This window comes from Streptomyces pseudovenezuelae, from assembly GCF_029892565.1.
GTDB classification, from domain to species: Bacteria; Actinomycetota; Actinomycetes; order Streptomycetales; family Streptomycetaceae; genus Streptomyces; species Streptomyces pseudovenezuelae_A.
Genome location: NZ_JARXVH010000005.1, coordinates 557,872 through 571,350, shown reverse-complemented (window position 1 = coordinate 571,350; position 13,479 = coordinate 557,872). Strand labels below are relative to the sequence as shown.

Below are 13,479 nucleotides of genomic sequence, written 5' to 3'. Positions count from 1 at the left end.
GGTTTCAACTCCCCAAACCCTACGAGGAGTTGCCGTGACCTCACGCGAAGTGGTCAGCGGCCCCGGTCGAGATAGGCCAATACGGCCAGTACGCGACGGTTGTCGTCGTCCGACACCTCAAGATCCAGCTTGGCGAAGATGTTGGAGGTGTGTTTGGCGATCGCCCGCTCCGTCACGACCAGTTGTCCCGCGATCGCCGCGTTGGACCGGCCTTGTGCCATAAGCTCCAGCACCTCGACCTCGCGCGGCGTCAGGCGCCCCAGCGGCCGGTCGTCGGCGGCCCGCCGGGACAGCAGTTGCTGGATCACCTGCGGGTCCATCGCCGTGCCGCCCGCCGCGACCCGCCGTACCGAGTCCACGAACTGCTCCGCGTCGAACACCCGGTCCTTGAGCAGATAGCCGATCCCGCCGGTCCCGTCGGCCAGCAGCTCGCGCGCGTACAGCTGCTCCACGTGCTGGGACAGCACCAGCACCGGCAGCCCGGGTCTGGCCCGGCGGGCCCGCAGCGCGCACTGCAGCCCCTCGTCGGTGTGCGTGGGCGGCAGTCGTACGTCGACCACGGCGACGTCCGGCGCCAGCTCGGCCAGCGCCCGCTCCAGCTCGGGGCCGGTCTCGACGGCCGCCGCGATCTCGAAGTCGTAGGCCTCCAGCATGCGGACCAGACCGTCGCGCAGCAGGAACAGGTCTTCGGCTAGGACAACACGCAAGGGATCTCCATGGTCACCATGGTGGGACCGCCGGCGGGGCTGCTGACGGCCAGGACGCCGTCGAATGTACCCAGCCGCCGCTCGACCCCGGAGAGTCCGGAGCCGGCTCCGATCGCCGCGCCGCCCCTGCCGTTGTCGGTGACCGTGATCCGCAGCCTGCCGTCGGTGTGGTGCAGGTCGACCCAGACGCGCTCGGCGTCCGCGTGCTTGACCGTGTTGGTGAGGATCTCGCTCACCGCGAAGTACGCGGCCGACTCCACCGGCGCGTCCGCCCGCCCCGCCAACTCCACGGTGACGTCCGTCGGTACGGGCAGCCGCAGCGCCAACGCCCTTACGGCGTCGCCCAGTCCACGCTCGGCCAGGACCGGCGGATGGATGCCGTGCACCAGGTCGCGCAGTTCGGCGAGGGTCTCCACGGAGTTCTGCCGGGCCTGCGCGAGCAACTGCCGTGCCTTCGCCGGGTTCTTCTCGATCAGCGCCTCGATGGTGCCGAGATCCATGCCCATGGCGACCAGCCGGGCCTGCGCGCCGTCGTGCAGGTCGCGCTCGATCCGGCGCAGTTCGGCGGCGGAGGTGTCGACCGCGTCCCGCCGGGTCTCGGTCAACACCCTTACCCGCTCGGCGAGTTCGCCCTGGCCGGAGGCGAGCACGGCGCGGGTCAGCAGGAAGTGGACGCGCAGCAGGACCGGCGTGAGGAACCAGGCCGCGACCAGCAGGACGGCGCCCAGCAGACCCGCGAGCAGCGCGGAGGCCTGCCCGCTCACCGGCACGAAGCCGTACCACCAGCCGACGTACGTCCCGTCGGTGAAGACCCGCCACAGCCCGAACGCCAGCGCGAAGCCCTCGAACGGGTACAGGAGCAGCATCGCCGGCAGCAGCGCGGTCACGAACCCCGCGGTCATGTCCACCACCAGCCAGCGAAGGTCCCGCCAGGTCGCCGGATCGCCGAGCATCCCGAAGGTGCGCGTCCACGGATTCGCGTCCCGGGGCAGCGGCCGGTACGCCGGCGGGATCCGCACCCCGCACCACTCGGCCGCCACCAGCCGCCGCCAGTCCGCGAAGGCGCGCACACCGGTCAGCACCCAGGGGGTCGTGACGATCCCGACGCCCAGCACGATGAGCACGATCGACACGAAGGTCAGGACGAACAGCGTGAGCGATCCGGCCAGCGACACGACGGCCAGCGCGAGCGCCCTGGCCCCGTCCACCGCGACCGACCGCGCCCTGCTGTTCCCGCTCTTGGTCTCCATGCCGCCAGTCTCGCCGAGCCGCTCCCCACAGGTCACGGGGTCGAACCACCCGGCGGGGGGTGGTGCCAGCCCCACCCCCTGTTCAGGGACGCGCTCAGGGAGTCCGAAGGCCCAGCGCTTTCGCCTCCTCCTCCGGGTCGAGCCCCGGGGGCGTACGGCCCGGCCGCACGGGAACCGTCCCGCCGATCGACCGCAGCCAGGCCCAGGTGTCGGCGACGGTCTCGCCGACCGGGCGGCAGGTGAGCCCCGTCGCCAGCGCCCGCGACACGTCAGCGCTGTGCAGGGCGTCGTGCATGTCGGAGTTCGGCGGCACCCAGACCGGCAACTGCGTCCACGGCTCGATACCGGCGTCCAGGACGACCTCCGGCGCGGTCCAGCGCAGCTCGGCCGGACCGCCGGTGACCTGGACACACGCGTCGAGCAGCTCGCCCATCGTCGTGTGCCCCGGCGCGCTGATCAGGTTGTACGGCCCGCTCAGCCCCTGCTCCACCGCGCCCAGGCACCACTCGGCGAGGTCCCGGGCATCGACGTACTGCAGCGGCAGCTCCCGTGGCCCCGGGGCCAGCACGGGTCCGCCGCGCGCGATCCGGCCGAGCCACCACGGCAGCCGCCCCACGTTCTCGTACGGGCCGAGGATCAGCCCGGCCCGTACCAGCACGGAGTCCTCCGCGCCGAAGGCCTCGACGGCGGCGATCTCGGCGCCGCGCTTGTCGCGCGCGTAGTCCGTGCGGTCCGCGTCGGGCTCGGCGCCCTCGACCAGCGGCGCGTCCTCGGCGTACCCGGCCGGCGGGGACCAGGCGTACACCGAGCAGCTCGACACGTACACGTACCGGCCCACGCGGCCCCGCAGCAGCCGTGCCGACTCGTGCACCGCCCGGGGCGCCGCCGACCAGGTGTCGACGACCGCGTCCCACTCGCCCTCGGCGAGGGCGGCGAGTCCGTCGGGGGCGGTGCGGTCACCCTGCAGTGACCGCACCTCGGCCATGGGTACCTGCCGTCCCCGGTTGAGGACGGTCACGTCCCAGCCGCGCCCGAGGGCCGCCTCGACGACGGCCCGTCCCACGAACTCCGTACCACCCAGCACCAGAAGTCTCATGCCGGTGACTCTGCCCGATTCGTCCGCGGGGCGGAACGGTCCTCTGCCGTCAGCAGATCAACGGCCGGTCGGCGGCGTGTACTTGTAGCCGACCCGGCGCACGGTCTGGATCGCCTGGCGGTGCTCGGCGCCCAGCTTGCGGCGCAGCCGGGCGATGTGCACGTCGACCGTGCGGCCGTCGCCGACATGGCCGTACCCCCACACCGTGGTGACCAGCTGGTCGCGGGTGTGCACCCGGTTCGGGAACGCCACGAGGTGGGCGAGCAGCTCGAACTCCAGGTACGTGAGGTCGAGTTCGCGTCCGTCCACCGCGGCCGTGCGCTGTACGGGGTCGATGCGGACGAGCGGGTCGTCGGCGTCGAGTGCCTCGGGGGCCGGGGCGAGCTCGGGCCGGGCCAGGTGCGGGCCGTCGGCCGGGATGAGGACCAGGTAGCCGACCATCGGCGGCTGTCCCGGCAGCGTGGGCAGGGTGTGCGCGGGTGCGGGCAGCCAGGTGGCACCCGGCGGCAGGAACTCCGCGACGTCGATCACCTCGTCCCGGTCCACGGCGCGCAGATGACTGCGGGTGCCGTTCGGGGCGGGAGTGTCCAGCGTGGCGGCGGGGGCGGCGGCGGTGGGAAGAGAACGGACGATCGCCATGAGAGATCAGCTCTTTCGCGCGAGAGGTTTCGTCGAGGGACGTACTCGTGTCGCGCCGGCCGAAGGCCAGGAGGTACGGCTTTAGAGGGCCGGCGCGTTCATCGCGCGGCAACACACCCGGTCGAAGTCGTGGTGCTGACGGGACGGCCAGAACGGCTCCAGGTCATGGCGACCCGTCGCGGTGTGATTCTGGAAGCCGGTCATGGGCCCATTGAAGCAGACACGGGCCCGCAACAGGAGTCTCCTCTCACAGCTTGGACGCATCCCGGGGGAGGGGCCCACGCGAAGGGGCGTCCACCGTGGCCGGTGGACGCCCCTTCGCGTGGACTCGGGCGGATCAGACCTGTCCGGCCTTCTCCAGCGCCGAGCAGCAGGTGTCGACGATCAGCCGCGTCACCAGGTACGGGTCGACGTTGGCGTTCGGGCGGCGGTCCTCGATGTAGCCCTTGCCGTCCTTCTCGACCTGCCACGGGATACGGACCGAGGCGCCGCGGTTGGAGACGCCGTAGGAGTACTCGTTCCACGGGGCGGTCTCGTGCAGACCGGTCAGGCGGTCGTCGATGCCGGCGCCGTAGTGCTTGACGTGGTCGAGCGGCTTGGAGCCCTCGCCCAGCGACTCGGCGGCGGTGATGATCGCGTCGTAGCCCTCGCGCATCGCCTTGGTGGAGAAGTTGGTGTGCGCTCCGGCGCCGTTCCAGTCGCCCTTCACCGGCTTCGGGTCCAGCGTCGCGGAGACGTCGAAGTCCTCGGCGGTGCGGTAGAGCAGCCAGCGGGCGATCCACAGGTGGTCGGAGACCTCCAGCGGGGAGACCGGGCCGACCTGGAACTCCCACTGGCCGGGCATGACCTCGGCGTTGATGCCGGAGATCGCGAGGCCGGCCTTGAGGCAGTTGTCCAAGTGGGCCTCGACGATGTCACGGCCGAAAATCTCGTCGGCGCCGACACCGCAGTAGTAGCCGCCCTGGGGGGCCGGGAAGCCGCCCTTGGGGAAGCCGAGCGGGTAGCCGTCCTTGAAGAACGTGTACTCCTGCTCGATGCCGAAGATCGGCTCCTGCGAGGCGAACTTCTCGGCCACCTCGGTCAGCGCGGCCCGGGTGTTCGACTCGTGCGGCGTGAAGTCGATGTTGAGGACCTCGCACAGGACGAGGACGTCGTCGCCGCCGCGGATCGGGTCCGGGCAGGTGAAGACCGGCTTGAGGACACGGTCCGACGCGTGGCCCTCGGCCTGGTTGGTCGACGACCCGTCGAAGCCCCAGATCCCCAGCTCGGCGCCCTTGGCGTCGTCCGCCAGGATCTTCGTCTTGGAGCGGAGCTTCGCCGTCGGCTGGGTGCCGTCGATCCAGATGTACTCAGCCTTGAAGGTCACGGGCCACTTCCTTCGGGGATGTGTCTACGCGCTTGCGGGTGCTGCGGCGCTGCGGCACCGGGACGCCGCGTTCGATGCCCGGCAGCCTGTCAACAGGCGATTTCCCGATCATTGCCCGACTGTGAACCCCGTGTTACCTGGGCGTTCTGTGGCGCGCTTCACGCGGCGCGGGCGGGCACGGGGTCCGGACCGGCCGTTCGCAGTCGCAGAGCGGAGGGCGTACGACGGCTCGTATGCGATGGGGTTGGGCGCGGGCGTCCGCCTCAGCCGTCCTCGCCCGCCGCCTCCCGCACCCCTTCCAGGAACCCCCGGATCGCGGCCCGCTCCCGCTCGTCGTACCCCTGCAGCAGCTCCACCGTCCGCCCGATCAACGGCCCGAAGAAGTCCCACCCGAGCTCGACCGCTTTCGAGTCCACCTCGATCACGACCTTCCGCCGATCCCCCTCCCCCCGCACCCGCCGCACGTGCCCCGCCCGCTCCAGCCGGTCCAACAGGCCAGTCGTCCCGGCCGAGTTGAGCCCAAGGGCCGCACCCAGCCGCCCGGCCGTCATCTCCTCACCCGCCCGCGAGGCATCCATGAGAGCGATCAACGCGCGTACGTCCGTGGGGTGCATGCCGTTGCGATTCGCGAACCGGGCGCTGTGCAGGCCGAGTTCGAGGGTCACGGCACGCAGCAGATGGACGATCTCCAGCTCGGGCCCCTGGGGTCGCGGCTGCGGGTGCGACTGCTTCTGCACGGGCTCGCCTCCGGTTATTATCTCGCTGACCGAGTATCTCGCTCAACGAGATAATAGGGGAGACGTGAACGGGATGAAGGACACCGACGGCACCCACGGCACCCACGCCACCTACGACATCGACGGCTTCCTCGCCGCGTACGACAAGGTCATGGCCAAGTGGCCGACCCCGCGGGAGGCGATCACCGTGCCCACCCCCTTCGGCACGGCGTACGTCAACGCGTGCGGTCCGCAGGACTGCCCGCCGCTCGTCCTGCTGCCGGGCGGCGGGGGAGCGACCTCCGCGTCCTGGTACGCCCAGGCCGCCGACCTGGCCGTCGACCATCGCGTGTACGCCGTCGACCTGGTCGGGGTCCCGGGGCGCGGCACCCTCGCCGCCGACCGTCATCCTCGTACGGTCGCCGACCTCAACGACTGGCTGGACGCGGTGCTCGATGGTCTCGGCATCGAACAGGGGGAGCGGGTGGACCTCGGCGGTCATTCCTACGGCGGCTGGATCGCGCTCCACTACGCACTGAGGGCACCCGCGCGCGTGCGCAGCCTGTGTCTGCTGGACCCGACCCAGTGCTTCGCCGGCTTCCGGGCGTCGTACCTGCTGCACGCCCTGCCGATGCTGCTGCGGCCGACGGGCGGTCGGGTCAGGGGCTTCCTGGAGTGGGAGAGCGGGGGAGTGCACCTCGACCCCGACTGGCTCCGACTTCAGGAGGCGGCCGCCGGCTTCCCCTCCGTGTCGAAGCCGGTGACCGGTCCGCGCCCCGCGCCCGACGGGCTGCGCGGGCTGGACATGCCGGTCCTGCTGCTCCTGGCCGGGAGCAGCAGGACCCATGACACGTACCGGGTGGCGGCGAGGGCGGGTGCGCTGCTGCCGCGGGTGGAGACGGTCGTGCTTCCGGATGTCTCGCACCATGCGCTGCCGCAGTCCGCACCGGCCGAACTCGGCCGCCGCCTCACGGAGTTCCTACGTCGTTGAGCTTCACCCCACCTTCTCGATCAGCGCGCGTCGGATCAAGAACTTGCCGGGTTCGCGGACCTGCTCGAAGGCCGCGTTGTTCAGGAGGGCGCAGCTGCCGGAGACCGAAGTCACCTTCACCGTCGTGGACTTGTTGTTGTCCAGGTTGGTGACCTTGAGCGTCGTTCCCGCCGGGAACTGGTTGCTGGAGGCGGCCGGCGCACCGGCCTCGCCGGAGAGGGTCACGGTCGAGCCGTTGCACACCTGCTGTCCGGTGCCCGCGGCGGCGTCGTCGTCGCCGTTCGCGTCGTCCGCGGGGGTGCTCGCCGCGGGCTCCGAGGGCTGAGCCGCCGCGTCGTCCTGCTGTCCGCCCTGCGCCGGCGGCTGCGACGTCTGGGAGTCCTGAGCCGACTCCCCAACGGTGCAACCGGACGCTTCCTGCTGGACCTTGATCTGCGCGATGACCGCCTCGCGGTTGGCGATCCGCGCCTCGGACTGTGCGTCGGGATTCGCCCGCTGCCCGTCGATGAACGTCTGGTTGTTGCCGAGGGCCGTGGCCAGTCCCAGGCACACGTTCGAGTCCGCGGCGGAGGACAGGGTCTTGGGGCTCTGCGAGGCGTTCGACGTGGTCGCCATCGCGAATGCCCCGCCTCCCGCCACGGCCGCGGCACCGACCAGCAGTGCGATCTTCTTCTTCGTACCGAGAGTTCTCCTGCGCGACATCCGCGACTCCTGAAGAGCTAGGGGGGCGTATGCCGCTACTTACGAGATCTCGAACAGGGTTACTCAGCCGTGACGGGAGTCACCGAAGTAACGTACGTCACAGGGGAGTCACAGAGGCCCGTTTTCGACAGGGGTCGGCAGGAGCCTCAACGACCTTGTGGCCAGGGGCTTTTGTCAGTGGCGGGCGGTAGAATAGAAGCAGTGTTCGAGGGAATCGCCGGGGGTGAAAAGGTCCCCGGTGGCCGCCCTGACGCGACAGGAGGATGCCTGTGCCCGCTGCCGCCCTGAAGCCGAAGCCCCTGCCCATGCAGTCCACTGCAAAGCGCCCCGTCCTGCTCGACCTGCCGTACGACCCGGTGGAGAAGCGCCCGTTGCCGCCGGGACGCCCGCGCGAGTGGTACGTCTCCCACAACCGTCGCCTCAAGGCGATGCGGCTTGCGATCGCATTGCTCGACTCGGGCGTGTACGTGCCCAACCAAGCGCGCAACGAGACGATTCGCAGCGCCGCGGAGATGATCGGCGTGCACCCGCCGTCGGACACGACGTGTCACATGGTGCGGGCGTTGATGCGGTACACGCGGTGAGCGTTTGCGCCGGGTGACGTGTCTTTGTGCGTGACCCGGCGCTTGCGTTGCCGTCGGTCTGGGGGCTGCCGCCTCCAGGCCCGCTTCGGCCTGAACGGCCTCGTCCTCAAACGCCGGACGGGCTGAAAGGTGCGGACCGGCGCTGAGAGAGCACCCGGCCCGGCGAAGCCAAACGGCCCGCGCAACCCCTACCCCGCCAACTCCTTCTCCACCGGCGTCCGAAATCGCGGCGTCACCCTCGTCGCCCCCACCCACCCCCGCAACCGTTCCGCCTCCACCCCGATCGCCGTCTCGGCCTCCCGGCTCACCCCGCCCGGAACCAGCACCCGCCACGCGATCTCGCCGTCCGCCCGCTGGGCCCACGCGCCGACCACCTGGCCGTTCCACCAGACCGTCGGTCCCACATTGCCGCTGTAGTCGAACAGGTGCGGGCGCAGCTCGGGGGCGAGGTACCAGTCCCGTAGCTGCCAGCCCATCGCCGTGGGGTCGAGGGCGGGGAGCAGGGCCGCCCAGGGTTCGGTGGGGGGCGCGACCGGGTCGATGTCGTCGGCCATCACGTACCCCGGGCCCTCGTCCAGGGACACCTCCCGCGCGCCGATCGCCTTCAGCGCTCGGCGTACGTCCGTCACCTTCCAGCCCGTCCACCACTTGAGGTCCGCCTCCGTGGCCGGGCCGCAGGTCCTGAGCCAGCGGGACATGAGGGTCGACTGGGCCTCGGCCAGGTCGAGTTCGGGGTGTTCGGGGGTGACCGCCCAGCGGAACTGGCTGGACGTCCAGGAGCCGAGCGGGCGGCCCCGGACGACCTTGCCCTCGACGCCCAGCACCTTCAACAGGCGGGTCGAGACGGTGTGCACGCCCTCGTAGCTCTTGCCGGCCGCGTACACGAATCGCTCCCTCAACCGCGGCTCGTCCTCGGCCAGTTCGGCCGCCGTCGCCTGACCGCGCAGCGCCAACGCGGCCAGCGCCGACTCCTCGACCTCCTTCAGCCAGGCCGCGTCCGGCGCGCCCGCCTTCGCCATGGCCTTGAGCAGCGAGGTCCGTTCGCGCGCGGCCACCGCGAGGCCGGTCGAGGCGTGCACGACGGCCGTGAGGTCCGTGGGGAACACGAACACCGTGTGCCGCATGCCGTGCATACGGACCAGGGACCGGGTCTCGTACAGCGCCCGCTCGGTGGCCGGTACCGTCCGCGCCGCGTCCGCCAGCCGCGCGCCCAGGGCCAGGTACACCGTCGCCGGGTCCGAGCCGTGCAGCGCGACGAGGGTGTCCGCGACCTCCTCCGGGCTCGACGCTCGCGCGGGACCGGTCAGCCGATGCCGTAGCGCGAGCCGCGCCCGTCGCTCCGGCGCCCCGATGCGCCGCGCCCCGCCACTGCCACCCATTCCGGCCTCCACCTGTCACTCCACCCCGTCGTCCCGCCCGTGAGGTCATCTTCGCGGACGGCACTGACAACGGGGTCCGACGCCCGCCGGGCGCGCATCCGCCGACCCTCCAGCCGCCCTCCGTTCACCCCAAAAGTCACCCCCTCTCACTCCATCGCCGTACCCGGCATGCGCACACCCCCGTGCCCGCCTTGACTGCGACCTAGGCGCGCAGTACGAGACAACCGGAGACGAAGGAGCCGTGATGGGCAGGTTCGGCATGCAGCGGTGGATGCCATGACCACGCCCGTGACCCGTGCCGAACGCGGCCGGGCCGCCCGCAAGCGCGTCTCCCGTTCCGCGCACGCCCACTGGATCCCGCCCGTCGACCGCCCCGACCCCGTCGCCGTACTGGAGCGACAGGGCCGCGACCGGCTGCCCGAGCTGCTGCCGATCCGGTACGGGCGGATGGCCGCCTCGCCGTTCGCCTTCCTGCGCGGGGCCGCCGCCGTGATGGCCGGCGACCTCGCGTCCCGGCCGCACACCGGGCTGACCGTGCAGCTGTGCGGCGACGCCCACCTGCTGAACTTCGGCCTGTACGCCTCCCCGGAACGCACCCTGCTCTTCGACCTCAACGACTTCGACGAGACGTTCCCCGGCCCCTTCGAGTGGGACGTACAACGGCTCGCGGCCTCCGTCTCCGTGGCCGGGCGGGAGAACGGGTACCCGGAGGCGAAGGTGCGGCGGGCTGTCGTGGAGACCGTCGCCGCGTACCGCGCCACCATGCGGCGACTTGCCCGGCAGGGCGAACTCACCGTCTGGTACGAGCACATCGACGCCGAGAGCCTGCTGCCCCTGGTCCGCTCCGCGCGCCGGCGCCGCAGGGTCGCCTCCAGCCTCACCCGGGCCCGCCGCCGCACCAGCCTCCAGGCCGTCGGCAAGCTCACCGAGACCGTCGACGGCCGCCGCCGTATCGTCCACGACCCGCCGCTGCTGGAACCGGCCGGCGCCGCCGACATGGCCTCCCTGCGCAAGATCTTCAGCGACTACCGCTCCACCCTCGCCGAGGAACGCCGACTCCTCCTGGACCGCTACCGGTTCGTGGACGCCGCCCGCAAGGTCGTCGGCGTCGGCAGCGTCGGCACCCGCTGCTTCATCGTGCTGCTCGCCGGACGGGACCTGGACGACCCGCTGTTCCTGCAGATCAAGGAGGCGCGGAAGTCCGTACTGGAAGAGCACCTGCCGAACGGGCCGTACGTCCATCCCGGGCACCGCGTCGTGGCCGGGCAGCGGCTGATGCAGGCCGCTGGCGACATCTTCCTCGGCTGGATGACCGGGCCGCAGGGCCGCGCCTTCTACTGGCGCCAACTACGCGACATGAAGGGCTCCGCCGACGTCGCCGGGATGAGCCCGGCCGACCTCCTCGGCTACGCGCGTCTGTGCGGCACCGCCCTGGCCCGCGCGCACGCCCGCTCCGGCGACCGCGTCGCCATCGCCGCCTACCTGGGCGGCGCCGACACCTTCGAACAGGCCGTCGCCGACTTCGCGTTCCGCTACGCCGACCAGACCGCCGCCGACCACACGGCCCTGGGCGCGGCCGTCGCGGCGGGCGTGGTGCGCGCGACGCCGGAGGTCTGACGGGACGGTCGCGGGAAAAGGAGATGCACGCCGCGTGATCGCGTCCCTACTCTGGAGACACGTTACGGAGCTGGCCACCACCGCTTTCCGCAGGACCGGCATCACCCCGCGGACCCGGGGCTAGTCTCTAGCCACCGTTCGACGGGCGTCCTCCCCCAGCGCCTCGTCGGCACACCGACACCGCTCAGAAACCCACGCCCACGGAGGCCCGTCATGGGCACCATGCTGATATCCGGGACAGTCGTCCTGGTCCTCCTAGGATTCGAGAACCACGTCTGGTGGCTGGCCGCCGCCGGCGTCCTCTTCCTGTACCTGCAGTACGGGCGGAGCGGCTCCACCTCGCGGTCCGCGTCGAGCGGGGGCTCGTCGTCGGGGTCGATGCCCTCGACGTACCAGGCCTACCGCAAGCGCCGTGACATGCAGGCCAAATGGGAGCGCCGCTACCGCCGCGAGCGCCCCCTGGAGTCCCGTCGCCAGTCGAAGGAGAAGAGCGGCTGAGACCTGTGGTGGTGACAACTGTGGTGGTGACAACCGTGCTTCACAGCCCGGGCGCACCCCACACGGGGAACCACCGGCTCAGATCCTGCTCCATCCGCAGGTCGTCGGCGAGTGCCGCCTTCACCTGCAGCTCCAGCGCGTTGTCGCGCCGCTGTCCCTCGCCGGGCAGCGGCGCGAACGGATAGAACGTGCCGCGCTTGTAGAGGTAGACGAGCGCGAGCCGCCGGCCGGCCTCGTCACGAAAGCCGGCCAGCGAGCACAGCAGCTGCGGGCCGAAGCCGTTGACCTCCATCGAGCTGTTGACCGCGTGCAGATCGTTGACCAGCTGCGACAGTTGGTCGGGGGAGCGCCGGGACACCAGCCAGGAGTAGCCGAACCCGTCCTGGCTGAGCTCCACCGGCGGACCGTCCCGGTCCGCGTCCGCGTCGAGCAGGGCCTGGACCTCGCGGTGCGTCTGCTCGAACGCGGCGCCCTCGACCGTGGCGAAGCACACCGCGCCACTGCCGGTCGGCGTGAAACCGGCCGCGGCCTCCAGGGTCACGGCCGCCGACGGCAGCGCGAACAGCCGGTCGAGATCGGGCAGTGCAGGTTTGCTGCGCCCGAGCAGAATGTCCAGCAGCCCCATTCTCACGCCTTTCCGGGGGTCGCCGCCTCACCCAACTCGGCGGAGATCCGCCCCAGTTGGTCGAGCCGCTGCTCCAGAGACGGGTGGGTGGAGAACAGCCGCTCGATGCCCGGCTCCTTGCCGGTCGCCGGGGTGAAGTAGAAGGCGTTGAACGCCTGCGCGGTGCGCAGATCCTTGGTCGGGATCTTCGCGATGTCGCCGGAGACCTTGGTCAGCGCGGAGGCCAGTGCGGAGGGCCGCCCGGTGAGCAGCGCCGCCGCTCGGTCCGCGGCCAGCTCCCGGTACCGGGACAGCGCCCGGATCAGCAGGAAGCTGAGCGCGTACACCGCGGCTGATACGCCCATCACGGCGGCGAAGACCATCGCCGTGTTCTGGTCGCGGCGGCCACCGCCGAACAGCTGGGAGTAGAAGGCGAACCGCACGATCAGTCCCGCGATCACCCCGAGGAACGACGCGATCGTGATCACGGCGACGTCCTTGTGCGCCACGTGCGACAGCTCGTGCGCGAGGACGCCCTCCAGCTCCGCCGGTTCCAGCCGGCGCAGCAGCCCCGTGGTCACACAGACCACGGCGTGCTCGGGACTGCGCCCGGTCGCGAACGCGTTCGGCATGTCCATCTCGGACACGGCGACCACCGGCTTGGGCATGTCGGCCAGCGCGCACAGCCGGTCGACCACCGCGTGCAGTTCGGGATACTCCTCGCGCTCCACGACCCGCCCGCGCATGGCGAACATCGCGATCCGGTCGGAGAACCAGAACTGCGCCACGAACATCGCGGCGATTATCACGACGACCAGCACCCACGACTTCAGCAGCACGATCAGCGCGCCGACGAAGACCACGTACAACAATCCGAGCAGGAACATCGTGACCGTCATCCGCACGGTCAACCGCCGGTCGCTCCGGAATCGGCTCTGCATGTGCATCACCCCGCAGTCAGGCACTCGTCCCTACAGCCAGTGTGCACCCGGCCACTCCCATGAAGCGGTCCCGATCAGGCCTAGGAGCAGCAAAGCCCGCGTCTAGTACGGCGCCCGGAACTGCGCGTACCCCAGCACCAGGATGATCGCGGCGACGCAGCCCAGCACGACCGTCGTCGAGACCCACGAGGACCGGCGCGGACCGGCCGGACCGGGGTCGGCGCGGAAGGGCTGCGGTGCGGGCGGGTTCTCCTTCCACCGCGCGGCGAGCATCCGGGCCCGCGCCGAGGGCTCCTTGTGCTCGGCGTCGTCCGCCCACCTGATGTCGAACTCCCGCTCGGCGTCGTCCTGTTCGGGCATCCCCGTGTCCCCCGTTGCCTCTGCCACTA

At 71.2% G+C, this 13,479-nt stretch carries 16 protein-coding genes; 4 read left to right on the top strand and 12 right to left on the bottom strand.

Annotated features, from left to right (window positions below):
• Nucleotides 1-53 precede the first annotated feature (53 nt).
• From M2283_RS19070 to M2283_RS19040, 7 genes are all read right to left on the bottom strand, one after another.
• Nucleotides 54-707, bottom strand: a complete 654-nt coding sequence (locus M2283_RS19070; protein WP_280877469.1) for a response regulator transcription factor — start codon at nucleotides 705-707, stop codon at nucleotides 54-56.
• Nucleotides 692-1,957, bottom strand: a complete 1,266-nt coding sequence (locus M2283_RS19065) for a sensor histidine kinase (RefSeq protein WP_280877468.1) — start codon at nucleotides 1,955-1,957, stop codon at nucleotides 692-694. The genes M2283_RS19070 and M2283_RS19065 overlap by 16 nt, the downstream gene beginning before the upstream one ends.
• Nucleotides 1,958-2,051: 94 nt before the next feature.
• Nucleotides 2,052-3,053: an SDR family oxidoreductase gene (locus M2283_RS19060; RefSeq protein ID WP_280877467.1), complete on the bottom strand. Its 1,002-nt coding sequence runs from the start codon at nucleotides 3,051-3,053 to the stop codon at nucleotides 2,052-2,054.
• 57 nt (nucleotides 3,054-3,110) lie between these two features.
• A complete protein-coding gene (locus M2283_RS19055) occupies nucleotides 3,111-3,692 on the bottom strand; it encodes a winged helix-turn-helix domain-containing protein (RefSeq protein ID WP_280877466.1) in 582 nt (193 codons plus the stop codon).
• Nucleotides 3,693-3,773: 81 nt separating this feature from the next.
• Complete coding sequence (locus tag M2283_RS19050) at nucleotides 3,774-3,896, bottom strand: hypothetical protein (protein WP_280877465.1); 123 nt, start codon at nucleotides 3,894-3,896, stop codon at nucleotides 3,774-3,776.
• Nucleotides 3,897-4,029: 133 nt separating this feature from the next.
• Nucleotides 4,030-5,058, bottom strand: coding sequence for a glutamine synthetase (glnII, locus tag M2283_RS19045; RefSeq protein ID WP_280877464.1), 1,029 nt, complete (start codon nucleotides 5,056-5,058; stop codon nucleotides 4,030-4,032).
• Between the two features lie 263 nt (nucleotides 5,059-5,321).
• Nucleotides 5,322-5,795 carry a MarR family winged helix-turn-helix transcriptional regulator gene (locus M2283_RS19040; RefSeq protein ID WP_280877463.1) on the bottom strand — a complete coding sequence of 158 codons (474 nt, stop codon included), beginning with the start codon at nucleotides 5,793-5,795 and terminating at the stop codon, nucleotides 5,322-5,324.
• A 73-nt stretch (nucleotides 5,796-5,868) separates the two neighbouring features.
• Between M2283_RS19040 and M2283_RS19035 the strand changes: the two genes are divergently transcribed.
• The gene (locus M2283_RS19035; protein WP_280877462.1) at nucleotides 5,869-6,765 is read left to right on the top strand and encodes an alpha/beta fold hydrolase; all 897 of its coding nucleotides are present in this window, start codon (nucleotides 5,869-5,871) and stop codon (nucleotides 6,763-6,765) included.
• A gap of 3 nt (nucleotides 6,766-6,768) precedes the next feature.
• Here M2283_RS19035 and M2283_RS19030 read toward each other — a convergent pair whose 3' ends face one another.
• The gene (locus tag M2283_RS19030) at nucleotides 6,769-7,467 is read right to left on the bottom strand and encodes a hypothetical protein (protein WP_280877461.1); all 699 of its coding nucleotides are present in this window, start codon (nucleotides 7,465-7,467) and stop codon (nucleotides 6,769-6,771) included.
• A 269-nt stretch (nucleotides 7,468-7,736) separates the two neighbouring features.
• Here M2283_RS19030 and M2283_RS19025 point away from each other — a divergent pair, with 269 nt between their 5' ends.
• On the top strand, nucleotides 7,737-8,051 hold the full coding sequence (locus M2283_RS19025; RefSeq protein ID WP_280877460.1) for a hypothetical protein: 315 nt from the start codon (nucleotides 7,737-7,739) through the stop codon (nucleotides 8,049-8,051).
• 188 nt (nucleotides 8,052-8,239) lie between these two features.
• On the opposite strand, the gene M2283_RS19020 is transcribed toward M2283_RS19025, so the two are convergent.
• A complete protein-coding gene (locus M2283_RS19020; protein ID WP_280877459.1) occupies nucleotides 8,240-9,430 on the bottom strand; it encodes a winged helix DNA-binding domain-containing protein in 1,191 nt (396 codons plus the stop codon).
• 276 nt (nucleotides 9,431-9,706) lie between these two features.
• Here M2283_RS19020 and M2283_RS19015 point away from each other — a divergent pair, with 276 nt between their 5' ends.
• Both M2283_RS19015 and M2283_RS19010 read left to right on the top strand, forming a co-directional pair.
• On the top strand, nucleotides 9,707-11,047 hold the full coding sequence (locus tag M2283_RS19015) for a DUF2252 domain-containing protein (protein ID WP_280877458.1): 1,341 nt from the start codon (nucleotides 9,707-9,709) through the stop codon (nucleotides 11,045-11,047).
• 213 nt (nucleotides 11,048-11,260) lie between these two features.
• The gene (locus M2283_RS19010; RefSeq protein WP_280877457.1) at nucleotides 11,261-11,545 is read left to right on the top strand and encodes a hypothetical protein; all 285 of its coding nucleotides are present in this window, start codon (nucleotides 11,261-11,263) and stop codon (nucleotides 11,543-11,545) included.
• Between the two features lie 40 nt (nucleotides 11,546-11,585).
• On the opposite strand, the gene pspAB is transcribed toward M2283_RS19010, so the two are convergent.
• From pspAB to M2283_RS18995, 3 genes are all read right to left on the bottom strand, one after another.
• Nucleotides 11,586-12,170: a PspA-associated protein PspAB gene (gene pspAB / locus M2283_RS19005; RefSeq protein WP_280877456.1), complete on the bottom strand. Its 585-nt coding sequence runs from the start codon at nucleotides 12,168-12,170 to the stop codon at nucleotides 11,586-11,588.
• 2 nt (nucleotides 12,171-12,172) lie between these two features.
• Nucleotides 12,173-13,090, bottom strand: a complete 918-nt coding sequence (htpX, locus tag M2283_RS19000; RefSeq protein ID WP_280877455.1) for a zinc metalloprotease HtpX — start codon at nucleotides 13,088-13,090, stop codon at nucleotides 12,173-12,175.
• Nucleotides 13,091-13,192: 102 nt separating this feature from the next.
• Entirely contained in the window at nucleotides 13,193-13,450 is a 258-nt protein-coding gene (locus M2283_RS18995; protein WP_280877454.1) for a hypothetical protein, read from the bottom strand.
• Nucleotides 13,451-13,479 lie beyond the last annotated feature (29 nt).